The 23,947-nt window shown below is 56.0% G+C and carries 20 protein-coding genes; 12 read left to right on the plus strand and 8 right to left on the minus strand.

The features are described from left to right. Positions 1 to 109 precede the first annotated feature (109 nt). The 4 genes from tpiA to CI070_RS12230 form a co-directional block, all read right to left on the minus strand. Positions 110 to 874 (minus strand): triose-phosphate isomerase, encoded by a 765-nt coding sequence (gene tpiA, locus CI070_RS12215; protein ID WP_094136868.1) that lies wholly within the window; start codon positions 872 to 874, stop codon positions 110 to 112. Between the two features lie 52 nt (positions 875 to 926). Further along, on the minus strand, positions 927 to 2,165 hold the full coding sequence (locus CI070_RS12220) for an RsmB/NOP family class I SAM-dependent RNA methyltransferase (RefSeq protein WP_094136869.1): 1,239 nt from the start codon (positions 2,163 to 2,165) through the stop codon (positions 927 to 929). A gap of 86 nt (positions 2,166 to 2,251) precedes the next feature. Continuing rightward, positions 2,252 to 3,811, minus strand: coding sequence for a sulfatase-like hydrolase/transferase (locus CI070_RS12225; protein WP_094136870.1), 1,560 nt, complete (start codon positions 3,809 to 3,811; stop codon positions 2,252 to 2,254). 100 nt (positions 3,812 to 3,911) lie between these two features. Next, entirely contained in the window at positions 3,912 to 5,204 is a 1,293-nt protein-coding gene (locus CI070_RS12230; RefSeq protein ID WP_094136987.1) for an argininosuccinate synthase, read from the minus strand. 714 nt (positions 5,205 to 5,918) lie between these two features. Here CI070_RS12230 and rpsN point away from each other — a divergent pair. From rpsN to CI070_RS12260, 5 genes are all read left to right on the plus strand, one after another. Next, a complete protein-coding gene (gene rpsN / locus CI070_RS12240) occupies positions 5,919 to 6,188 on the plus strand; it encodes a 30S ribosomal protein S14 (RefSeq protein ID WP_012419610.1) in 270 nt (89 codons plus the stop codon). 72 nt (positions 6,189 to 6,260) lie between these two features. Next, on the plus strand, positions 6,261 to 6,521 hold the full coding sequence (locus CI070_RS12245; RefSeq protein ID WP_022198575.1) for an FmdB family zinc ribbon protein: 261 nt from the start codon (positions 6,261 to 6,263) through the stop codon (positions 6,519 to 6,521). A gap of 57 nt (positions 6,522 to 6,578) precedes the next feature. Then, on the plus strand, positions 6,579 to 7,991 hold the full coding sequence (locus CI070_RS12250; protein WP_094136871.1) for a hemolysin family protein: 1,413 nt from the start codon (positions 6,579 to 6,581) through the stop codon (positions 7,989 to 7,991). Between the two features lie 4 nt (positions 7,992 to 7,995). Further along, entirely contained in the window at positions 7,996 to 8,640 is a 645-nt protein-coding gene (locus CI070_RS12255; protein ID WP_094136872.1) for a ribonuclease HII, read from the plus strand. 22 nt (positions 8,641 to 8,662) lie between these two features. Next, positions 8,663 to 9,013, plus strand: coding sequence for a YraN family protein (locus tag CI070_RS12260; protein ID WP_218823932.1), 351 nt, complete (start codon positions 8,663 to 8,665; stop codon positions 9,011 to 9,013). 83 nt (positions 9,014 to 9,096) lie between these two features. Here the strand turns inward: CI070_RS12260 and CI070_RS12265 are convergent, their stop codons facing one another. Together CI070_RS12265 and CI070_RS12270 are read right to left on the minus strand one after the other, a co-directional pair. Then, a complete protein-coding gene (locus tag CI070_RS12265; RefSeq protein ID WP_094136873.1) occupies positions 9,097 to 9,882 on the minus strand; it encodes a hypothetical protein in 786 nt (261 codons plus the stop codon). 3 nt (positions 9,883 to 9,885) lie between these two features. Continuing rightward, on the minus strand, positions 9,886 to 10,860 hold the full coding sequence (locus CI070_RS12270) for a uracil-DNA glycosylase (RefSeq protein ID WP_094136874.1): 975 nt from the start codon (positions 10,858 to 10,860) through the stop codon (positions 9,886 to 9,888). Positions 10,861 to 11,750: 890 nt separating this feature from the next. Between CI070_RS12270 and CI070_RS12285 the strand changes: the two genes are divergently transcribed. The 7 genes from CI070_RS12285 (at position 11,751) to CI070_RS12325 (ending at position 20,575) form a co-directional block, all read left to right on the plus strand. Next, positions 11,751 to 12,422: a 3D domain-containing protein gene (locus tag CI070_RS12285; RefSeq protein WP_256943580.1), complete on the plus strand. Its 672-nt coding sequence runs from the start codon at positions 11,751 to 11,753 to the stop codon at positions 12,420 to 12,422. A gap of 87 nt (positions 12,423 to 12,509) precedes the next feature. Next, complete coding sequence (locus CI070_RS12290; RefSeq protein ID WP_094136878.1) at positions 12,510 to 13,148, plus strand: endonuclease III domain-containing protein; 639 nt, start codon at positions 12,510 to 12,512, stop codon at positions 13,146 to 13,148. Between the two features lie 93 nt (positions 13,149 to 13,241). Continuing rightward, positions 13,242 to 14,033 carry a MotA/TolQ/ExbB proton channel family protein gene (locus tag CI070_RS12295; protein WP_094136879.1) on the plus strand — a complete coding sequence of 264 codons (792 nt, stop codon included), beginning with the start codon at positions 13,242 to 13,244 and terminating at the stop codon, positions 14,031 to 14,033. A 78-nt stretch (positions 14,034 to 14,111) separates the two neighbouring features. Next, positions 14,112 to 14,618, plus strand: coding sequence for an ExbD/TolR family protein (locus CI070_RS12300; RefSeq protein ID WP_094136880.1), 507 nt, complete (start codon positions 14,112 to 14,114; stop codon positions 14,616 to 14,618). Positions 14,619 to 14,629: 11 nt separating this feature from the next. After that, positions 14,630 to 15,088, plus strand: coding sequence for an ExbD/TolR family protein (locus CI070_RS12305; RefSeq protein WP_094136881.1), 459 nt, complete (start codon positions 14,630 to 14,632; stop codon positions 15,086 to 15,088). A gap of 1,183 nt (positions 15,089 to 16,271) precedes the next feature. Next, positions 16,272 to 19,505: a tetratricopeptide repeat protein gene (locus tag CI070_RS12320; protein WP_094136884.1), complete on the plus strand. Its 3,234-nt coding sequence runs from the start codon at positions 16,272 to 16,274 to the stop codon at positions 19,503 to 19,505. A gap of 26 nt (positions 19,506 to 19,531) precedes the next feature. Then, positions 19,532 to 20,575, plus strand: coding sequence for a hypothetical protein (locus CI070_RS12325; RefSeq protein ID WP_143245680.1), 1,044 nt, complete (start codon positions 19,532 to 19,534; stop codon positions 20,573 to 20,575). 454 nt (positions 20,576 to 21,029) lie between these two features. Here CI070_RS12325 and CI070_RS12335 read toward each other — a convergent pair whose 3' ends face one another. Next, complete coding sequence (locus tag CI070_RS12335) at positions 21,030 to 22,151, minus strand: AsnC family transcriptional regulator (protein WP_094136887.1); 1,122 nt, start codon at positions 22,149 to 22,151, stop codon at positions 21,030 to 21,032. Positions 22,152 to 22,215: 64 nt separating this feature from the next. Beyond that, positions 22,216 to 23,823, minus strand: coding sequence for an Rne/Rng family ribonuclease (locus tag CI070_RS12340; RefSeq protein WP_232051454.1), 1,608 nt, complete (start codon positions 23,821 to 23,823; stop codon positions 22,216 to 22,218). Positions 23,824 to 23,947: the final 124 nt, after the last annotated feature.

Here is a 23,947-nt window from a genome sequence, read left to right on the forward strand (position 1 = left end):
AGAAACTGCGCTTTTGGGTGAAAAGAGCGTGGGCCGGTGTGCCGGGGATGAAAAAGGCCGGTCCCGTGAAGGACCGGCCTGTAAAAAGGGGGGTGACGCCGAATTTCGCTTACTTGGCGGAAGTTACCAGAGCGGCGAAGGATTCCGGCTTCAGGGACGCGCCGCCCACCAGGGCTCCGTCAATGTCCGGCTGGGCCATGAGTTCCTCCACGTTTTCCGGCTTTACGGAGCCGCCGTACTGGATGCGCACCTTGGCGGCGGCGTCTGCGCCGAAGACGTCGGAAATAACCTTGCGGATGAAGGAGTGGGCTTCCTGAGCTTCCTTGGAAGTTGCGGTCAGGCCGGTGCCGATGGCCCAGACGGGTTCATAGGCGATGACCAGGTTGGCTACTTCTTCCGGGGTGAGATCCTTGAGGCCGCCCTTGAGCTGGATTTCCAGCACGGGTTCCAAAATGCCTCCCAGGCGTTCGTCCTTCGTTTCGCCGATGCAGAAGATGGGGGTAATGCCTGCGGCGATGGCTTTCTTGATTTTGGAGTTGATGATGGCGTCCGTTTCTCCGAAATATTGGCGGCGTTCGCTGTGGCCGAGCACCACATACTTGAGCCCCAGTTCGTTCAGCATGCTGGTGGAGATTTCCCCGGTGTAGGCTCCGTTGTCATACTGGGAGACGTTCTGGGCGCCGGCGGCGATGCAGGAGCAACCGCCCAGGGCGTTCTGCACGGAGGGAATGGTGGTGAAAGGAGGGATGATGACTACGTCGCACGCGACGTCTTTCCCATTAATAAGGTTTTTGAAGCTTTCGATGAACTGGGCGCCTTCGGCGGGGCCGATGTTCATCTTCCAGTTGGCGGCGATGATGGGTTTGCGGGACATAATGGAATGATATAAATCAGGAACACGCATTGTTGACAAATTGGAGCCGAGGTCAAGCACAGATCAAAAGGGCCGCATATGCGCCGTCTGATTTTTCCTCGTGGGGGAGGATAAGTTTTTCTTCTTTCAGCGTCCATTCCGGGTGGTTCTGCAGAAAGTCCCTGACCAGCAGTCCGTCTTCCTCCGCGTCAATGGAACAGGTGGAATAAACCAGTCTGCCGCCCGGTTTGACGGCGCGGGAGGCGTTTTCCAGAATGGTCTTCTGGAGCGCGGCCAGGCGGCGGATTTCCGCCGGAGTCAGGCGCCAGCGCACATCTACGCGGCGTTGGATGACTCCGGTGTTGGAACAGGGAACGTCCAGAAGCACGGCGTCAAAGCGGCCCTCCCATTCCGGGCGGCAGGGAAGGGACCAGTCCGCCTGCGCCGTCCTGACGAAGGGGGATCCCTGCCTGTCCAGGTTTTCCTTCAGGGTGGGCAGCCGGTGTTCGTGGAGATCCGTGGCGGTCAGGCGGGCTTTGCCTCCGGTAGCGGCGATGATGGCTGCGGATTTGCCGCCGGGGGCGGCGCAGGCGTCCAGAATTTCCTCCCCGGGCTGGGGGGCCAGCAAATCAATGGAGTAACGGGTGGAAGGGTCCGCCACGTACAGGGAGCCTGCTTTAATTTCCTCCAGCGGCAGAAGGCCTTCCACGGAGAACCAGCCGGGCGCGCGGTCCAGCGGGGCGAGCGAGGCCGGAATATTTTTCATGGGCATCAGAGGATTGGCGCGCACATACAGGCGCGGCGTGGTGTTGTTCCAGCGGAGCAGGTCGCGGATCGTCTGCGGCCCCATTTGTTCCGTCCATCTCCGCACCAGCCACGCGGGGGTGGAATAATGAATGGAAAGCGGAAGATGTTCCCGTTCTTCCAGAATGTCTTTCTCCCGACGCAAAGCGTTGCGCAGGATAGCGTTTACCAGTCCTCTCAGGCGTACGGACGCAAGATTCACGGTTTCATACACAGCGGCGTGGTCCGCCATGCCCAGCAGGAAAAGCTGGCTCAACCCCAGTTGGAGAATAAGGCGCGCTTCCTCGTCCAGCCTGCCTTTCCGGAGGGTTTCGATGATGTGGTCCAGCCAGGTCCGGTTGCGCAATACGCTGAAAACCAAAGCCTGCACCAGGTGCCTGTCTGCCGGTGGAAGCGCAGCCCGTGAACATTCCCGGTCCACGAGGGTTTCCGCGAAGGAGCGGCCTGCATGCCAGCTCTTCAGGCAATTCAGTGCTGTCTGGCGGGGGGAGGGGGGATTGTTCTTCACCGGGGAACTCTACATGCGGAACGTTCAGGTTTCAACCTGCAAAAACGCCCGGCGGAAAAAGGGGTGCGCCGGGCCGGTTCCGGTTTTTACCGGTCTTTTCTGGGGCTGCCCACTTCCTTTCTGTAGATGGCCTGGAGTTTTTCCAGCTGGCCTTTCCTTGTTTCCGCAAGATTATGCCTTTCTTCAGGGTCCCTGCCTATGTGAAAGAGGAACGGTTTATTCCGTTTTTGCGTAAGTTTCCAGCCGTCTCCCGTGATGACGGTGTGGTCCACGACCACATAATCGCGCTGCCTGGCGAAGTTGCCGAACAGTATATCTTTATAGGAAACGGCATCTTTGCCTTCCGGCATGCGGACCCCTGCAAGATCGGCGAAAGTGGCCATATGGTCGTAGTTGGCCACCAGATTGTGGCAGACCTTTCCATAGGGCAGCGTGCCGGGCCAGGAAATGATAAGGGGAACACGGATGCCCCCTTCATGGCTGGTCCATTTCAGGCCGGCCAGATTGGCCATGGATTTGTTTGGGCCAATGCGGCCGCGGCTGCCGCGGAAAACATCCAGCAGTTCCCCGGTGCCGTCCAGGACGCCTCCGTGGCAGTCGGGCCCGCGGCCGCGGCCTTTATCCGTACGGTAGTAAAGTTCATGCCCGTTGTCGGAACTGAAAATGATAATGGTGCGCTTGTCCAGGCCCAGCCTGCGCACCTGGTCCACGATGGCTCCGACCTGCCTGTCCAGCTTGTCCACCATGGAAGCGTATTCTTCTGCCGCTCCGGCGCATTCCCTGTCGGTTCCGCTGGCATTGTCATAGGCCTGGCGGATGGCAGGGAAGCCCGCGTACGTGTTTTCTTCCGGAGGAATATCTACCGGGCCGTGGGGAAGGTTGGTGGAAAAAAAGATAAACATGGGCCTGTTCCGGTTTTCCTCCATGAAACGAAGGGTTTCCGCCAGCATCACGTCCGGAGCGTAGGTGACTTTGCCTTCCCTGTTGCCTCTTCGTTTTTCTGTGGCTCCCGGACTGTAGTCTTCCGTGGTTTTCCCTCCGTCGGCATGGGTATTGCCTTTCAGGGGGAGGCGTTCGCCGTCTTTCCAGAGGAAGGAGGGATAAAAGCCATGGGCCCGCTGATGGTCCATGTACCCTGCATAGCGGTCCCAGCCGTGTCTTTTCAATTCTCCGTGCCAGGTGGTGAATCCCCATTCCAGCTTGCCGAACTGTCCCGTGACGTATCCGGCTTTTTTCAGCAATTCCGGGAGGAACACTTCTCCCCCGGCGGCCTTGATGCGTGCTGCCCGTGCCGCTTTCTCTTCCAGTTGCTCATTGGACCAGCCTTCCCGTTCCGCCGTGATGACCAGGGCTCCCGCTGTCTGGGTGTAGGAATGGGAGTGGCTGTCATGCACGCCCATAAGCAGGGAAGCGCGCGCCGGGCAGCAATATTGGCTGCTGTAGCATCGGGTGAACATGATGCCCTGGCTGGCCAGGCGGTCGATATTGGGTGTTTTCACGATTTCCTGGCCATAGCAGCCCAGCATGCCCATGCCCAGGTCATCCGCGTAAATAAGAATGATATTGGGTTTGAAGGCCGCGGCAGACGCCAAAAAGGGAGAGAGCGAGAATACAGCCGCCAGAAATGCGTGTGAAAGGAATCCCATACGGTCACTACGAGGGAAAGGAAAAGGTTATTGCAAAGAAAAAACCGTCCGGAATACCTTTTCCGGACGGTTTGATAAAGAGCGGGGCCGTTACGGGCGCTTAATTGCCGTAGGGTTTGTTGACGCGGCTGAACTGCTTCAGGCGCAATCCGTTGAGGTGGATGAAACCTTCCGCGTCGTTCTGGTTGTACAGTTCCTCGTGGCCGCCTTCCATCGTGGCGATTTCTTCGGAATACAGGGACTGCGGGGAACGGCGTCCGGCGTACATGACGTTGCCTTTGTAGAGTTTCAGGCGTACTTCCCCGTTGACGGTTTCCTGGGATTTGGTCACGAGGGCCTGGATGGCCTCGCGTTCCGGTGCAAACCAGAAGCCGTTGTAAACCAGCGTGGCGTATTCCGGGATGAGGGAGTCGCGCACTTTCTGCACTTCCCGGTCAATTGTAATTGTTTCAATATCGCGGTGGGCCGCCAGCAGGATAGTGCCGCCGGGAGTTTCATAAATGCCGCGGCTCTTCATGCCCACAAAGCGGTTTTCCACGATATCCACGCGGCCGATTCCATGCTTGCCGCCCAGGGCGTTCAGCACGTACATGACGCCCAGGGGGCTGAGCAGGGTGTACCCGTCGCGTTCTCCCTTCGGGGTGACGCCCAGTTCTTTCAGCAGGGCGTCAAGGCCATCGTACTGGATGCCGATGACATTGCCCTTTTCATACAGGAGCTGGATGTATTCGGCCTGATCCGGAGCGTCTTCCGGGGAAACGGAAAGCTTGTACATTTCACGGTCGGCGGGGGTGGTGCCGTCGTACCAGGTATCTTCCAACATCCCGGCTTCAAAGGAAATGTGAAGCAGGTTGCGGTCCATGGAATAAGGCTTTTTCAGAGACTGCCGGATCGGGATGCCGTGGGATTCCGCGTAGGCGATCATTTCCGTGCGGCCCGGGAACTGTTGGCGGAATTCGGGATCGCGCCACGGGGCGATGACCTTGATGTTCGGAGCCAGGGCATTGACGGCCAGTTCAAAGCGGACCTGGTCGTTCCCCTTGCCGGTGGCGCCGTGGGCGATGGCGTCCGCGCCTTCCCGGATGGCCAGATCCACCATATCCTTGGAAATGCAGGGGCGGGCGATGGAGGTTCCCAGCAGGTAGCGGCCTTCGTAAAGGGCATTGGCCTGCATCATCGGGAAGATGTAGTTGGTGGCGAAGTCTTCCTTGAGGTCGCCGATGAAGCATTTGGAGGCGCCCGTCGCCAGAGCTTTGGCCTCCAGGCCGTCCAGTTCTTCCGCCTGGCCTACGTCTGCGCAGTAGGCGATGATTTCGGCATTATATTTTTCCTTGAGCCACTTCAGAAGAACGGAGGTGTCAAGGCCGCCAGAGTATGCAACTACGATTTTCATGTACGTCAATGATTAGTGTGCGGCGGCATGATGCCCCATTCCCCCCCCGGAGAAAAGGACAAAATCATGTTTCGCCGCAGGCTTTTCCCAGGAGCCTCCGGAGACTGCTTTGATGAAACGGTTCCTGGCGGAGATGAACCGGCCTTTCCTGGAAAAGCAACGCTCTTTTCTTCCACAGTTTTTTCCGAGATTTACTGGGAATTGCTGCCGGAACCCATTGAAAAATAGCGTTCCATGCAGAGCTCTGCATGTCTTGGCCTCTTCCGGGTTCCGTCTATCATATCCGGCAAATGCTTCGTCCATAAGCCTTCAAATGCCGGGATGATACGCTCGCCCATGTCTGCGCAAGCAGCGCCTTCGAGGTGCGGATCTTTATCATGATCATCTTATTTGTTGGGATATTTCTAAAAAATCGGAAAACATCTTTCGTGCCCAGAGAGTTGGCTGTTTTGCTCGGACTCCTTCCAGATATGTTTCCATGGGGTGTTGGAGATAATGGTTAGGAAGAGTTAAATAAACAGGCTTCTTCCATCCTGTTGTGAACGTTGCGGATGCCTTCTCACGCGGTATATTTGTAAAAGAAACAGGTGTTCAATCCCATGCGTGAAGGCTGGAGGAAAGGCCGGATGACATTGAAAACGGCCTGAATTTGATAAAATCGAAAAAAAGCGCTTGATTTTTCATTCCCGTCCCTCTACTTATTCCGCCGAACTTATGGCTAAGAAGAGCTGGATCGCAAGAGACAAGAAAAAGGCTGAAACCGTCAAGCGCTATGCAGAACTGCGTGCGCAATTGAAGGCTGAGAAGGATTATATCGGTTTAACCATGCTGCCCCGCAATGCAAGCCCGACCCGTACGGTCAACCGCTGCCTTGTTTCCGGCCGCCGCCGCGCATTTATCCGCCGTTTCAAGCTTTCCCGTATTTCCTTCCGTGAACTGGCCAACGCCGGCATGATCCCCGGTGTGACCAAGTCCAGCTGGTAAGGACAGGGAAAGGTTGCAGCCTTATAAAGATTTTGACGCTAGGCTGATTTTTATTTAGCCTAGCGTTTTGCTATGCCCATATACGAGTATATTTCCGAAAACCCTGACGACCCCGGCCTGTCCTGTCCGGTGTGCCGCCGCGGTTTTGAGTTGAGGCGTCCCGTGGACCGTGCGCCGCTTGAAAAATGCCTGGTGTGCAAGCATCCCGTGCGTAAGGTCATCAGCCGCATTAATGTGCCGGAGGTAACCAAGCCTCTTTCCGTTTCAGACGCCAAGGCTGCCGGATTCACCGTGCTGGAGCGCCGGGATAAGGGCGTTTATGAAAAACTGTGATGACAAGTGCCGGGCAATATCTCTGCCTTCTTCTCCGAATATGTTATTTGAATCAGAATGAATGATCCGGATCCTCTGAGTATTCTTGCGGCCTTCGGGGCCGCTGAAGCGCCCGGTTCAGGCCCGGCGCTGGATGGGATGATGCTGGCAGTTGCCGGCTTTGTCCTTTTTTTACTGTTGAATGCGTTTTTTGCGGCGAGCGAGTTCGCCTTGATGAAAGTTCGCGAAAGCCAGCTGCACGCCGGAGAAGGCGTTCCGGCCCGAACCCGGAAAAAACTGGCCCGGGCACGGAAGGCGGCCAAGCATCCCGATCTTTATTTGGCCGCCTGTCAGGCGGGCATTACTCTTTCTTCCCTGGCGCTGGGATTCCTGGGGACGTTTTTTGTATCGGAATTGACTGCTCCCTTTCTGGTTTCCGTGGGACTGGGAGGCATGGTTTCCGTTTACGGAACTGCTTTGGCCGTGACATTTATTTTCTTTGCCTGCTGCCAGATGGTATTTGGGGAATTTATCCCCAAGGCCATGGCGATGCGCCATCCGGACAAGTCCGCCCTGGCGACGGTTCCCCTGCTGTATTTCTTTTATACGGTGTTCAGGTATACGGGTATTCTAGGGCTGACGAACGGAATGACCCGGTTTGTGCTGAAATACCTGCTGGGCATTGATCCCCGTTCTACGGCGTGCCCGGTGCACAGCACGGATGAACTGATGTATCTGGTGGAAGAAAGCGAACGTTCCCGAGAGCTGACGAAGCAGGAGGCGGAAATTTCCAAGAATGCCCTTGAACTGAACGACATGTGCGTCAAGGACGTCATGCCCCCGCGCTCTGAAGTGGATGTGATGGACTTGACGGCTCCCTTTGAGGAAAACTGGGAGCTTGCCCGGAAATCCCGCCACACCCGGTTCCCACTGGTGGAAGGAGACCACCTGGATGAAGTGAAGGGCTGGGTGCACGTCAAGGACCTGCTCAAACTGGTGGGACGGGAAAATCCGGATCTGATGAGCGTGCGGCGTGAATTGCGCGTGGTGCCGGATACGATGCCCTTGGACAGCCTTCTCACGTTCTTTCTGAAAGAACATGCCCACTTTGCCCTGGTAGTGGATGAATTCGGCGATTCTATCGGCCTGGTATTCCTGGATGATGTGCTGGAACAGATTGTAGGGGATGACATTCAGGACGAATTTGACCAGGAGGAAATGCGGGAGTTTGTGAAAACCGGCAAGGATACATATGCCGTCAATGGGGCTATTACCCTGTTTGACCTGGCCGATTACCTGCCTGAAATGGATTTGGATTGTCCGGGCGTGACCACGCTGGGCGGTTACGTAATCAGCCGGATGGGTTATATTCCGGAAGAAGGGGAGGAATTGAGGATTGGCCGCTACCGGGCTGTGGTGACGGGATCTGACGGCAGAAGAATCACGCAGATTCTGCTGACCCGCCTTCCGGAGGAACAGGAGGAGGAATAGCGCCATGAAGGAAAAAACGCATCCGGATATGAGTTTTGAAATGGAGGCCCGGGCTTCCGGTTTTCTTTGCGTGGCCGGAGTGGATGAAGCCGGGCGCGGGCCGTTGGCCGGCCCCGTAGTAGCCGGAGCCGTTATTTTGCCTGTTTTGGCGGAGGATCTGGCCGGTCTGAACGATTCCAAGCAATTGACTGCGGCAAAAAGGGAACGCCTGTTCCTGGCTCTTCTGGAGTGCGAACAGGCGGTTTGTTCCGTAGGAGTGGCTTCCGTGGAAGAAATAGACCGGTTCAACATTTTGAGAGCCACTCATCTGGCGATGGCGCGCGCGGTGGAAGGCCTGGCCCTGCGCGCGGATTTCTGCCTGGTGGATGGATTGCCGGTCAAGGGGCTTCCTGTTCCGCACCGCGCCATTGTGAAAGGGGACGGCAGGAGCCTTTCCGTAGCCGCCGCCAGCGTTTTGGCCAAGGTAACGAGGGACCGCATGATGACGGAAGCGGACGCTTCCTACCCGCAGTACGGTTTTGCAAAACACAAAGGATATGGCACGAAAGCCCATATGGAAGCTCTGCGGAGGCATGGGCCCTGTCCGCTCCATCGCCGCTCGTTTGCGCCGGTTTCACAAATGGAACTGTCCTTCCCTGAGCAGGGGTGAGCGTGATACGGCATGGCTGGGAATGTACGGGGAACTGGCTGCGGCCTCCTTCCTGCGTGCGGAAGGGTGCGTTGTCCTGAGAAGAAATTGGCGCCCCGTCAGAGGCGGAGAGCTGGACATGGTGTGCCGGGAAGGGGAGTGCCTTGTTTTTGTGGAGGTGAAAACCCGTACGGGAAATGGTTATGGTGGCGCTCGCCGCGCCGTGAACGCCCGCAAAAGGGCGCTGATACGCCAGGGCGCGGCGGAATGGCTTCGCCTGCTTCCGGAACCGGTGACTTTCCGCTACGATGTTGTGGAAGTCCTGTACAGGGAAGGGAAACCCCCGGAATTCAGGCATATCCGCGGGGCGTTCGGGGCGAAGGATTTACAGTGACGGGATAATTTCTTCAATCCCGCATTTCCCCATGCGTGCGGATGCAGAGGTTTTTTCTATTATAATATAGTAAGGGCGGAAAATCAGTCCGCCCGGAGAGCCAGAATGGCCTCCATGAAATCCTGGGGAATATCCATGCGGGCAAGTTCGTCTTGGAGAAGAACGCCGTTGGCTCCCGCATCCAACATGCGGCGCGCGTCTTCCACGGTACGGATGCCCCCTGCGGACAGGACAGTAACGGAGGCGGGTATTTCTTCAATGAGTTTTTCCGTGACTACAGGATTGGCCTGGAGCGTGTGAGGGTCTGCATTATTGATGCAGATGAATTCCGCTTCCAGATCCATGACGGTTTCCAGTTCTTTCAGGGTGTGAACCTCCATCATCACGTCCAGGCCCAGCCCGGAAGCCATGCGGTACATCTCCGACAAATCTTTTGCCGGCAGGGCGGCCGCGACCAGGTTGACGGCATCCGCTCCCGAGACGATAGCCTGGCAGATCATGGCGGGATGAATGAACACGTCGCGCGCCATGACGGGAATGGAGCTGATTCTGGAAACAGTGGACACCATGTCCCATGAGCCGCCGTATACTTCCGGTTCCACAGCGATGGAAATGCCCTGCGCTCCGCCCTGGAGGAACATGTCGTACATGTGCCGGATATCCTGTACTCCTTCCCGGAGGCTGAGGGCGGGATGCACCCTGGATATTTCCGGAACTACGGAGAGGCGGGTTTCCCCAAGATCCACCGCGGTGCGGAATCCCGCATAGTCGTTCCGCTGGATGGCGGAGGCCCGTAATTTCCCTTCCAGAGGAAGAAGTTTTTTCAAATCGGCGCGTTTGCGCTCCAGAATGCTGTTTAGATAATCCATATATTACTTTTTGGGCAGGAAGTAGGAACGTTGTTTTTCAGAGATGGGCAGACCGGCCTGTTCCATGACACACAGCATATCCTCCCAAACCTTTCGCTTTTCTGAAATATCTTCCGTACGGAGAAGATAACTGGGATTATAAGTAACGCGCACGGGCGTGTTGAAAGCTGTGTGAAAGGCGCCTCTCAGGGCGGAAAGAGGCGTTTCTCCTGACTGGAGGATGCCGCGGGCTGCGATGGCCCCCAGGGCTACCACTACTTTCGGGCGCACCAGCATGATTTCCTCCCGTAAAATGGGCAGGGAAATTTCTATCTCCCGGTCTGTAGGAGGACGGTTGTTGGTAAGCTGCCGGGGGAGGGCGGGGCGGTATTTGACCAGATGGGTCAGGTAAATATCGGAGCGGGAAATCCCCATGGCTTTCAACATGGCGTCCAGTTTCTGCCCGGAAGGGCCGGCCAGGGGAAAGCCCTGTTTTTCTTCATACAGTCCGGGAGCGTCCGTTACCATCATGATATCCGCCCTGGGGTTGCCGGAGGAAAAGACGGGCGTTTCCCTCAGGGAATCCATGTTCCGGAGCGGCGGCCAGTTAACGACCAGTTCCCGCAGGGAGGACAGTTTTTCTTCCTCCGTTTCACCTTCCAGATCAAAAGAGATATGGCGGGGTACCGGAACTTCCTCCTCCGTTCTGTGCGGCTGTACTCCGTTGAGGATATCCCGGAGTTCATTGCCGAAGGATGCTTCATCCACGGAGTCTGAAGGCGGCTGATCCGGGGAGGGCTGTTGCGGCCGTGTTTCACTTGCGGCAGGATGGGCGGAAACGGAAGAGTGGAGGGGGCTTCCGGATATCCGGCGCGCGTCCATGACCCATTTTCTCAGAACCATTCTGGCTTCTTCCGTGACGGTGGTTTTCTCCACGCCCCGGGAGAGCAGGGCGCGCAAATAATCCAGCGTGAGGTGTTGAGGAAGGCCGGCGGGCATGTTCGTACCGGAGTGTAATCTATTTCCGGACGGATGCAACAGCCCATTCGGTATGTGCCCGTCTGCCGGGTGAAACTCCGGAACCTTTTATGGAAGGCTGCCCGGAAGGGAAAAGAAATGAAGGTCATAGGCGCTTCCTTCCCGTGGCAGCGCCGTTAAAACGGACAGGAAGCCCTTTCTCCGGCTGAACTTCCTTTTTCCGGTATGAGCGTTACCCGGATTTGGAAGACAACGGCCAGGGAGGGGGCTTTTTTCAACCGGGCAGGAGCGTCTTTTCCCGTGGCGCGTTTTTGCGGCGGGAACGTTACTGATAACATCCGGACTTTCCGGCTTTCCCTTACAGGGGAATCTTCCTCCCAGTCTCTTCTTGACCCCTTCCTTCTGCTGCATGGGAAGGCTGTGAAAATGCGGAGATGGCAAGGGAACGGGCAGGAATTCGCGTGGAACCTTGAACGGCAAAGGGAAATTCGTTCAACGGGAGACGCGTTTTTCTTGCCCATGACGCCTTTGCGGGATATCTGCCCTTGAGCTTTTTCAGGAAATATTTTTGAGTGATTGCGTGCTCTTTGTGTGCGTAATATTTTTATTATAAATTGAATATGGTAAAAATAAAAAAGTGTGTCGTGGTGTGATAGAAAAAAGTGTTTCGGGAAGTATATTATTTGTCATGATATGACAAAAATGCGGCATGTTTTATATGTTGTTTATTTTTAGCAATTTATAATAATAGATCTTCCTTGTTTGGTAAGGGCTGAGGGGAAAAAAGGATTGCCAAGGCAGGGATTATTTCGTACCCAAGAGCCGCCGTCGCCGATTTTCCGGCTTCCGCACATGGCCTGAAGGTTTTGCCGGAGTGATTGCCATGTGTATGGCGCCTAACCTCGTACCGCATGAATTTAAGAATAATTGCCACCCTGTCTTGTGCCGTCGCGGCCATGTTTGTCAGCAGCTGCTCGACAAACGGAGCCGTAACCGGCATGGGGAAATCCAGTAGTGACGCTCTTGTTTTAGCCCGTGTAGGTGAAACTGCCCAGGGATTCGTCCAGCCCCTGGCCCCCAGTCGCTCGGCAGCGCCTTCTTCCAAACTTCCCAAGTTGGGGCGCGACAAGCACAAGATGCCGTTTTATCATCCCGCTCAGCGCACCCGTGTAGTGCGCACCACGGCTTATACCCATTCCGAACGCGACCATTTGGCTTACGGCCCCCGGAATGCCGTTGGGACGACGCTGAAATACACGTCTTCCGTCCGCAGCGCCGCTGCAGACTGGTCCGTTTATCCCCTGGGGACGACGTTCCGCATCAAGGGCCAGCCCTACCTTTACGTTGTTGATGATTACGGAAGCGCCCTGGTCGGCACCGGCACCATTGATATTTACCAGCCCAACAAGAAGCTGATGAAGGAGTGGGGCCGCCGCTATGTGGAACTGACGATTGTCCGCTGGGGAGATCCCGCCAACAGCCTGGAGGTGCTCGGCAGCCGCCGCGGCTACAGGCACTGCCGCGCCATGTATGCGGCCCTGCGGCACCGCGTTTCCAAGGGGTTTTATGCCAAGGCTGACTGACCTGTGCTTTTCATCCCGGCGCCGCCATCACTGCATGGCGGCGCTTTTTTATTTTCCGCTGTGCGGGCGGAGTGGTAATCTGGCGGCATGGATACGAAAAAACGGGCTTCCATTGTCCGGGAAGAGCTCATGTCCCTGTACGGGGCCCCACCCATTCCCCTGGTGCATCGCGACGCTTATACGCTGCTGGTGGCGGTTCTCTTGTCCGCCCAGTGTACGGACAAGAGAGTAAATCTGGTGACTCCTGCTCTGTTCGCTCTGGCCTCCACCCCGGAGGAAATGGCCCGGCAGGATGTGGCCGCGGTCCGGGAAATTGTGAGGCCCTGCGGTCTCTCGGAAAGGAAGGCGTCCGCCATCGTGAACCTCAGCCGCATCCTGGTGGAAAAATACAACGGGAAGGTTCCTTGCGACTTTGCTGCTCTGGAATCTCTTCCGGGGGTGGGGCATAAAACGGCTTCCGTCGTCATGGTTCAGGCTTTCGGCGTTCCCGCCTTTCCGGTGGATACCCACATTTTCCGTCTTTCGCGTCTGTGGGGGCTGAGCAAGGGAAAAACGGTGGAAGCCGTGGAACGTGATTTGAAAAGCCTTTTCCCTGAAAATTCATGGGGAGATCTTCATCTGCGTATTGTCCTGTACGGTCGTGAATATTGTCCTGCGCGGGGATGCGGGGGGCGCTGCCCCATCTGCAGCCGGCTGGCCCGGGAATGCGGTTCCGCAGGCGGCTGAATTTTTTACAAGGTCTAAAATGAATGCTTGCAAGTCTGAATGGGCATGCTTTAATACGTCAGTATCTTGTTGAACAACCATATAACTTAAATTATGAAGAACCTTTTTAGACTGGGCTTCCGTTTCGTTGCATTTGCTTCCGTTCTGATGGCTGCGTTTTCTACATCCGCTTTCGCTCAGGAAGCCGCTGAAACTGTTGCTCCGCAGGAACAGACCATGCTTGACAAATGGATCATTGCCGGTGGTTGGACCATGATTCCGATTATGCTGGTGGAAGCTTTCATCATCTTCCTGGTGATCTACAACATGGTAGCCCTGAAAAAGGAAAAATTCTGCCCGGAAGACCTCAAGGTCACCCTGTTGCAGCTGATGGCCGAATGCCGCATCCGGTCCGCCATTGAAGTGGCTGCCGGCAGCCCCACCTATCTGGGCCGTCTGGTTGCCTACGCTCTGCCGAACGTGGATGCCACCCGTCCGGAAGACCTTGGCAAGGATGCTATTGAAGACGCCGTAGCCGACTTTACGGCCAACGAAAGCCGTGCCGTGTTCAAGTGGATTAACATGCTGGCCCTTTGCGCGCAGATTTCCCCCATGCTCGGTCTGTTCGGAACGGTGCAGGGGATGGTGGGCGCGTTCGGTACGCTGGCTACCGCAGGCCAGGCGGACCCCACCCAGTTGGCCGGTGATATTTCTGTGGCCCTTCTGACGACCTTCTGGGGCTTGATCAACGCCATTATCGCCACTCCGTTCTTCTTCTTCCAGAAGGGTATAGCCAATGCCCATATTGCTGAATGCGTGGGCACCGTGCAGGAAATGGTGAATACCTCCATCAATGTGGTGAACGCTGAAGCCCAGCTTGCCCGTATTCCTGAAGGTTTGGCCTGATTGCCGAAACAGACGGTCCGGTCCGGAAGCTTCCGCGTGTGCGGAGCCGGACCGGAGAATCTCAACCAAATGTAGCTTATGGGTAAGAAGAAAGCTAATGTAGCGCCTGAAGAAGTAAATGGGGAAATGGATATGTCCCCCATGATCGACATGGTTTTCCTCCTGTTGATTTTCTTCGTGGTGAACGCTACGGCCATTACCGTTAAAAAAGATAAGAACATTCAGATGCCCACGGCCAGCAGCTCCGGTGAAGTGAAATCCGCCAACGGCTGCATTGTGGTGAATGTTTATGGGGAAGGCGCGGGCAAGCGGCCGCCCGGCGTAGATCCCAGTGTTCTCTGGTCCTCCGACGTAGGCACCCCGCTCAACTCCACCGACGAACTCAAGGAATATATCAAGAACCTTGCGGAACGCTTCAAGGACAAGCAGGATTTTGAAACGCGCCTTTATCTGCGCGGTGACCAGCAGGCTCTCTTCAAAGGGTCCCGGGAGGTAATCCGTGTGGCTGCGGAATGCGGTGTAATCAAAGTGATTTTTGCCGTTCTGCCTGCCAAGAATTCCTCTACTGCAAACAAGGCTGAATAACTTTACGCGCTATGGCAAGACACAAAAAACTGGAAACGGTTGAGGATGAAGATCCCAAGCTGGATATTTCCTCCCTCATCGACGTGTGTTTCCTTCTGTTGATTTACTTCATTGTGGCGACTTCCCTGATTCAGGAACGCAAGCTGGATATGTCCATGCCGGGTCAATCCATGGGCGAAAACGCCTCCCAGATTGAGCCGGCGCTGATCCGCATCATCAAGGACGGCACTATTTACTGGGGCAAGGACAACAGCCTGATGATCGACAATGACATGAACAACCATAACCTGGCGACGCTCGTGCAGCAGCTGGAAGCCAAAAAACAGGAAGCCAGCGCCGTAGGCACCAAGCCGGTAGTGCAGTTGTGGGTGGAAGGGGATGTCCCCCACCAGCGTGTTATTGACGTCATGAACGCGTTGACGGAAGCCGGAATTACAACGGTGGCTCTGACCGATCTTAAGGACGACTGAAAGTAAATTACCTTTATTTTTTTCATTGTCTCTTAGCTTCCGTTCCCTTTGGGGTGCGGAAGCTTTTTGTTATTGCCGGGGGAAACAGAGGCTTGCATACGGCAGCAAAGCTCCGTGGAAAAGTTCGGAGCAGGGCATGCCCCTTTTATTGTACGATAAATGTTCTGGTTGGGAGATGCAGTTTTGGCTGGAGCCATACTCCTTTCATGGCCCGGCGCGGAATCCGTTTTTCCCTTCCGGGGAACCGCAGGCGGCGGATAGCCGTGAATTTTGACCGGGGACGGAGCTTCAAGAAAATGTTGCTGTCTTTCTCCAGTATTGTATTCCGTGAGCGTTCGGGAGGGGGGGGGACAGGCGGTCTGAAGATGCGCATTCGGGAGAACGTTGGAGGTGCCGGCTTCAGGAAACCTGTTCATTCACGGGAGGGATTGAAAGAGTGATATTGGAAGGCAGGTGAAGCAGATAAAGGAGAAAGCGGCTTGAACTCTTGATCTTATTTGTGCAGTGACCGGAAGGTCCTTATTGGTGATTCCCGGAAGTGATCATTTGTTATTGGGGAATACGGGGGGAGGAAGTATATTTTTCCCGTATCTCCCCGTGGGGAGGAATGGCTGTTTTTTCATCAGAGAAGGCGAAGGCGTTTATTCCGCTCCGTTTTTCATGATATTTCCTTTTAGTTCGCGGCTGGGATTTCCTATTGAAAAAAGAAAATTGGGCGGGGCTGTTGCTGGGGGAGAAGCCCGGCATGGCTGTGGATGCCGGAAAAATGGCATCCGGTTCGGCGGACGCTGTTTTCGCCATGTTGCATGTGCCTTTGATGTCTTGATGGACGGGATTCGGGGCTGATGAAGCCGTGAGCCGTGTCCTGCCGGGAAATGGTGAAGGAGGGAGCGTAGAGTTCCTTTGGCCGTAGAGTGGTGCGGCGGGATATTGAAAAAGCCTTTTTATGCCGGGAAAAGCAGTATTTTCCCGGATGTCCGGCGCCCACCTGCCCCAGCTTCAAACAGACGGAGGCTGAAAGAACTTTCTTGCAAGGATGACTAAAAAGGTAAAACTTTCTTCTTTAGAGTTTGACACATCCTGTTAAAATGACGCAATCCATTACAGATAGGTGCATTCCGTGTATTTGCACAGATACTGTGCCTGTTTTATTATCTCTTCTGTTTCAACGAATTTTAAACACATGATCAAATCAAACTATACTACTGCACTGGCTGCAGGCCTGGTCTCCGTGCTGAGTATCGGGGCGGCACTTCCATCCGGCGCCCAGCATGGCCCGCGCGATTACCAGCGCACGGCTCTGACGGCCATGAAGGAAGGGAAGTGGCAGGAAGCCCTGGAGGCCGTGGAGCGCTGCATCCGCGTTTATGAACCCCGTATCAAAATGCTGGGGCTGGATGACGGCTTCGGCTGGTTCTATTATCAGAAGGGCGTCTGCCTGGCCCAGTTGAAGAATTACAAGGAAGCGGTGGAAGCGTTCAAGACTTGTTACACCAAGTTTCCGAGCGCTAAAAACCAGCTCGTGAAAATGGCCCTGTTCCGGGAAGGGGAAAATTACTGCCGTCTGGGCGATTTTGCCAAGGGCGCGGAGCTGCTGGAGAAATTCTTGAAAGAATACCGCAGCGACCCTGTCGCCAGAAACGTCAATGCCGGTGAAGTGCAGGGGCTTCTGGCCCAATGCTATTTCAAGATGTCCCCGCCTGCTTTTGAAAAAGGTCTGGAAAACCTTGGCTCCTGCGTCACGTCCCGCTACAAGGGCCGCCGTATTACGGATGCCGTTATCACCAACGGCTTCCTGGCGATGGTGGATGCCGCCATCAAGACCGGCAAATGCAGCGAAACGGTGAAATTTGTGGAAAACTACCCTTCCGTGATGAATATCAGCCCCACGCGTGTGGCGTTGTACGCTCCGCGGCTGGTGAGCTACGTTGCGGAGGTGCTGGAAAAATCCCGCGCCCTGCTTCAGGAAGGAAAGCAGAAAGAGTCTGAAGATTATGCTTCCCTGGCGATGGTGCTGATGGGCCTTCTTCCCGATCAGGCCGGAGTCATGGCGGATGCCAATTATTCCCTGGACCGTCTGGGCCGCGCCAACGGCGCCGTGCCGGGCGTGACGGATTTCTCCCATACGCTGGACAGAGCGAAGGTGACTGCCCTGATCGACCAGTTCAACAAGATGAAGGAGGATGGAAAGGTCATGGACGCTTTCACGTTCAGCTTCATGGGCAACCAGGCTCTGGTGCATGGTTCTCAAAGGGTTGCCCGCGCTGCCTACCAGCTTATCAATGAATCCTACCCGGACGCTCCGGGCAGGGAGGATAACCTGTATTACCTGGCGATGACCACCTGGCAGCTGGGAGAAGCGGACAAGGGTGGCGAGCTTGTGGCGCAGCACCTGAAGGAATTCCCCAATTCCAAATATGCTCCCATGCTTAATACGCTGTCTCTGGAGGGACTCCTGAAGGAAAAGAAATTCGACCTCTGCGTCCAGCAGGCGGACAAGGTCATGGAGCTGCACAAGAATGACCCCACCCATAAGTTCTATGAACTGGCCCTGTACTGCAAAGGAGCTTCCCTGTTCAACCTGGGGGCTTCCGACGCTTCCCGTTACAAGGAAGCGGTTCCGGTGCTGGAACGCTTCGTGAAGGAATACCGTGACAGCACCTATCTGAAAACGGCCATGTACCTTCTTGGCGAAACTTACACGAACCTGGGCAATACGGATGAAGCTATCCGGGCCTTTACCAATTACATTGCCCGTTTCCCGGACAAGGATGATGCCAATATGGCCGCCGTGCTGTATGACCGGGCCTTCAACTACCTGAACCGCAAGAACCCCGGAGATGAAGAGCTTGCTGCGAAGGATGCGAAGGAAATTGTGGACAATTTCAAGGACCACCGCCTGTTCCCGTATGCCAACAATCTGCTGGCTAATCTGTATGCCGGCAGCAAGGAACATGAGCAGGAAGCGGAAGGCTATTTCCTGGCTGCTCTGGAGTCCGCCAAAAAACTGGGCGACAAGCGTCCCGCTGCGGAAGCCGTGTACAACCTGTTTATCAATGCCACCAAGAAGCCTCTTCCGGTAGAACCGAAGGAAGCCGTGGAAACGGCCAGGACGGCGCGCCGGGACGAGGTCAAAAAATGGTATGACGAGTACTGGAAAGACAGCGATCAGCCCGGCAGCCGCTACAGCCTCCAGCTGGGCGCCGCCGCCATGGACTTCTTCAAGGATGACAAGGAGATGTTTGACCCGGCATCCGTCAAAATGCAGGAAATTATCGTGAGGGAAGGCAAGAAGGACGATCCCAAGATGACTGTCCTCCTGGAGGAAGCCGTCAATTCCTATACCAAGACGTATATGGCCGGCAATCAGGCTCTGGGCCGTAATCTGGATGCCAATGCCATGCGCAACCACTTCTACCGGTTCCCCGGTGTGGACAATGATAAAGACAAGACGCTGAGCGCCATGCTTCGTATGGCCGTCATTGCCCAGACTCAGGAACGGTATGAAAAGGCTCCTGTGGAAACGGACGAACAGCGTGCCGAGAAGGCCGCCCTGGAAGGTCTGGTCAAGCAGCTCTTCGTGGAGCTGAAGCGCGACTTCAAGCCTTCCGACCTGCCTCCGTATACGCTTGTGAAGCTGGGCACGCACCTGGCCGGCGCTTCCCAGCCTGAAGAAAGCATCGCCTACTTTGATGAAATCCTGGATCCGTCGGAACCTGATCCGGTGCGTAAAAAGGCCCGCATCAACGGCATGTCCAAGTACCGCAAAAATGCGGTCTTCGGGAAAGCCGTAGCTCTGGGGCGCAGCAAGGATAAGGCCAAGGTGGATACCGCCATCAAGATGATGAAGGATGAACTGAGTAAGGAAGAGTCCAGCTCCAATCCGGACCGCAAGGCCATGGAAGACGCTCAGTACAATCTGGTCAAGTTCACCTCCGCTCGCCAGGATTGGCCGGCCGTCATCGCCGCCGCCGACAAATACCGCGAAAACAAGACCTACAAGAAGAATCTGCCGGAAGTCCTCTATCTGCAGGGTGAAGCCTACCTGAAGCAGAATGAGCTGGACAAGGCCCTGATCAACTTCATGAACATCACGGGTTCGTACAAGGGGCTCGTGAAGTGGTCCGCCCCCGCCGTGCTGGCGCAGATGGATACGCTGTGGAAGAGGAATACGATTTCCCAGGGCGCGGGCAAGCAGCCTTCCGACAGGTACGTTGCCTGGAAGGCCGGCAACCAGTACGTGCAGTTGCTGGATACTCCCACCAACCGCAAGAAGATGACGGCGGAGGACAGCGCCCTGGTCAATGAGGTGAAGGATAAGACGGCCAAGTTCGGTTCCGATCCCGCCGTCAGCCAGGAACGGGCGGACATCGCCGCCTATGAAGCAGCCATACGCGCCGCCAAGGGCCAGAAATAATAACAAGAGGTTTAGTAATCAATCATATGAAAGCACTTTCAGTAATAATGGTATTGGCCGGTTTGTCCGCCCTGGTCCCGTCCATGGCCCAGAACGCCCAGAATCCCCAGCGCCTGCGCGCCAGAGTTGCCGCGCCGACCATCAAGAATGGCCGTCCGACGGATATTTACATCCTTTCCTCCAATGGACCCGCAATCCAGTTTGTGGAGAGCAGGGAATCCCAGGAAGTCCTTCAACAGATGGCCAGCGCTTTCAAGACGCTGTATATCTTTGAAACGGACGATTTTGTGGATGCCAAGGTGGCTATGGAAAACCGGAAGAACCAGGAAGCCCGCAATAAGTTCCACGCTCTGGTGAACAAGTATGCCTCAACGCTTTCCATCAAAGACAGCCTGTCCGCCCGGGCGGCCGTCTATGAGCTGGAGTGCGCCATGCGCATGATGGACTGGGCTGGAGTCAAGGGATTGGCGGCCAAGTTCCCCGTCAGAGGATCCAATCTGTCTCCTGCCGCCCAGAATGACCTGGAGGTGGCGAAAATCATGGCCCTGATCCCGGATAAGGACTGGAACGGCGTGAAAAGCCGTGCCGGTTCTTTCCTGGCGACCAAGAAGAATGCCACCCGTCTCCAGCAGGCGCGGATGAAATATGCCCTGGGTGCGGCCTCCATGGTGGCCCAGGATTGGAACAAGGCGCTGGATTATTTCGCGGAAGCCCTGGTTTTGTTGCATGGCTCCGATGAGGAACTGGCGTCCGCCTGCGTGGTCCGCTCCCTGGATACCTATCTGCGCATGCCGGATGTCGCCAAGTTCTTTGAAAATCCCGCCGTCGCAGCTGTCGCGGAATCCAGGAAGAATAATGCTGACGCCGTCATTTCGGATTCACGGATGAAGTCCCGTCCCGCTCCTGTCAGGGAAGCGGCCGCCCTGTACCGTCTGCATGAACTGATGTTCCCGGACAGGAAATTGCCGGCCAAGTACGACGGTTTTGCGGTTTCCTACAAGCATCCTGCCGCTGTTGCTCCCGCCAAGGCTCCTGACCAGGCGCCTTCAGAGCCGCAGAAGAAGCAGTGATGAACTGATGCGGCAGGTTTATTCGCCAGCCGGTCTTTCTTTAACAAGGGCCGTCCTCCCCATAAGGAGGGACGGCCCTTATTTTGTATTCCTCCTGTTTCTGCGGACGAAACTTCATCCGGTGCATCCGGTAGGGAAATCGCCCCGTGATCAGGGAGATCATGAACAACTCGTCAAGTTGGAGCGCGCATCTTTGAAGGCCTGAAACGAACTCTTTCAGTCCTGTTTTCCAAGTGGCGGAGGACATGTCAAAGGCTTCGGAAGATTCGGAAAAACGGTATTAGGCCGCTATGCGCCGGGAACAGGGAACCGGACGAGGCAGCAAGGACGGAGGGAGAAGAGCGGCGCCGGCATCAGCAGTTGTGGAATGAAAAATGCTGTGCCTTCATGACAGCCTCTGCAGGAGGCCGTTCGGACAGGGGAGAGCCGCCGGAGATGGGCGGGAAGAGGGGCATTACTGCAGAACGGGGGCTTTTTTTACTTCTTCCATCCATTTCCTGTACAGCTCCGGAGAAATCTCGGAAGGCTTAATTTCCGAACGTTCGCCCCAGAAAACGGCCGTGTGGAGGATGGGAATGCCGGAGGCCTCCAGATGGCGGTCAATCGCCGCCTTGTGTTCCAGAACGGCGTTTTTTTCCAATCCGTGTACCACACCCATGATTTGCGCCCCTCCAAAAACATCTCCGCCTGTTCTCCAGTAACAATGGGTCATGCAGATGTGGCGCCCGCATTCCGCTCCAGCCCGGATTTCCATACCAGTGGGAACCGTCCAATGGAACAGTCCGTTGTATTTGGTGACGGGGCCGTCGTTCGTTTTGGCTCTTACATGTTCCAGAAAAGTGGCGAAACGGCCGATGACCTGCTTCCGGTCCAGTTCTTCCGCCGTACGGCAGTATTCTTCCGTTCCCAGTCCTTCCCGGGCGGCACGGAGGGACCAGGGATCTTCCACCATTTCCTCAGGCCTGAGCTGTTCCTTGACGGAGAGGAGCACCTTCCATTCCAGTTCGGAGAGAGAAACGGTTTTCGTTTCCTGCATGGGGGCCGGCTCCGGGGTTTTTTCTCCGGGCCTGAGTCCCCTGCGGCGCATGTGTCCCACTCCCAGCGCAAAGACGGCGCGCGCCGGCAGCAGAACATAGCCGTTCGCTCCGATATGGCGTTTCAGGATGCCGCAGTGTTCTTCCGGAGTGCCGCATCCCACGGGCACCTTGACCGTAGTCCAGAGCCTGTAGTTGGCGCCGGGATTGGCCGCATCCGTATTGCGGAGCACCACATGGCCCGTAAAAGGGTCCTGCTCCTTCATCCAGTCAAAAGCGGCATCCAGTTTTTTCTCCGGCAGAGACCAGGCCACCAGGGCTCCCTGGGCCAGCTTGGTCGCCAGCAGCGTCTGGCGCACGCGACGCACTACTCCGGCTTCCATCATGGCTTTCAGCCGCTGGATAACCACGGGAACAGGGTGGCCGCATTGTTCGGAAATGGCATGGAAGGGCCGGCGGCGGAACCCTTTGATGCGGTCTTCCGCCACCAGCAGGATGTCCGTGTTGACGGGGTCGTTCGGAGAAGTGGGGGTGTTGTTCATGGCGGCGTAAAAAAGGCCGGGCGAGAGTATCGCCCGGCCCGGAAAGCCGGATTTGATTTTCAGGCTATTGCCCGGACTGATAGAGGGGCTTGTTGTCGTACCGGGCGTCGTAAATGGCGAAGGATTCGCGGTGCTGGTTGTGGTCGCCCCGGAAGATCAGCCTTCCGCTGTGCTGGCGTTCCAGTTCCATGAGCAGGCTGGCGTCTTCATTCTTGAAGCGGGAGAGCACTTCCGAGTTGACGACGATGACCATGTCTCCGATGGTGTCCCGGTATTTCTGGATGCAGGCGTAAATTTGCCGCTGGATTTCCACGCTCATGGTCATCACGGATTTGACGCGTCCCCTGCCTCCGCAGTACGGGCACGGATCATGAACGGATTCCCGGAGACTCTCGTTGAGCCGCTGGCGCGTCATTTCCATCAGGCCGATGGGAGTGATCTGCAGTACCTGGGTTTTTGCCTTGTCCCGTTTCAGGCGGTCCTTCATGGCCTTGTAAACGGCCTGCTGGTCCTTCCTGTGGCGCATGTCGATAAAGTCCACCACCACCAGACCGCCGATGTTGCGCAGACGGAGCTGGCGCGCGATTTCATAGGCGGCTTCCAGATTGGTATCCAGAATGGTCTTGTCCAGATCTTTGGTGCCCTTGTTGCGTCCGGTGTTGACGTCAATGGCGATCAGAGCCTCCGTTTCGTCAATCACCAGGTAGCCTCCGCAGGGCAGAAGCACCTGGCGCTGGAATGCCTCATTGATTTGTTTTTCAATTCCCAGTTCTTCAAAGATGGGCGTGCGCACGGGGAAGTGCTGAATGTGGCGCTTGGCGCGACGGGAGATTTTTCCGGCAATGGCGCGCATGTGCTCCGTGGTTTCCGCGTTGTCGCAGATGATGTTGTCCACGGTGTCCGTGAGGAAATCCCGTGCTGTGCGTTCAATCAGGTCCGGTTCCTTGTACACGCAGACGGGAGCCGGGTTGGCCTCCTTCTTTTCTTCCACGCTGTACCATTGTTCCAGCAGCATGGCGAGGTCGCGGACAAAGTGGCGGTAGCGCTGGCCCTGGGCCACCGTGCGCATGATGATGCCCATTCCGTCCGGAACATTCAGTTTCTGCATGATCTGGCGCAGACGCAGGCGTTCTTTGGGATCTTCAATTTTACGGGAGATGCCGAACTGGTCCGTGAACGGCATCAGGACCAGGTAGCGGCCCGCCAGGGAGACGTTCGTTGTGACACGGGGGCCCTTGGTGCCGATAGGCCCCTTGGTGACCTGCACCATGATTTCGGAGCCGATGGGGTAGATGTCCGGGATGTCTTTGGACGTGATTTTGCGCTGCTGTTTTTTCGGCCGGCCTTCGCGTTCTATTTCTTCCAGGCTGGAGTCCAGCGCGGCGGGAAGAGCGTCCCAGAAATGCAGAAAGGCGTTTTTTTCCTGGCCGATGTCCACGAACATGGCTTTGAGGCCCGGCTCAATGTTCTTGACGCGGCCTTTAAAGATGCCGCCTACGATGTTGTCTTCGCCTTCGCGCTCGATGGTGTATTCTTCCAATACGCCGTTTTCCAGAAGGGCCACGCGGCGTTCGAGCTTTTCGGCATTAATGATGATAGTGGAGCCTTCCATGGGATCACAGGATCCGAAGCCGAAGGCCCGTTTGATTTTTTTAAGCATTTTTGTAAACACGGGGTGAGAATAAGCTAGGGTGTGCTATTGCCCGTAATGTTTCCGGTGGGCCGTCTCCCGTCAGGAGCGGCTGGAGTTGAAGCTGTAGAGATGGCCGGAAAGGAATCATGCAGGCAGTTGCGTT

Source organism: Akkermansia muciniphila (assembly GCF_900184965.1).
Lineage (GTDB): Bacteria > Verrucomicrobiota > Verrucomicrobiia > Verrucomicrobiales > Akkermansiaceae > Akkermansia > Akkermansia muciniphila_A.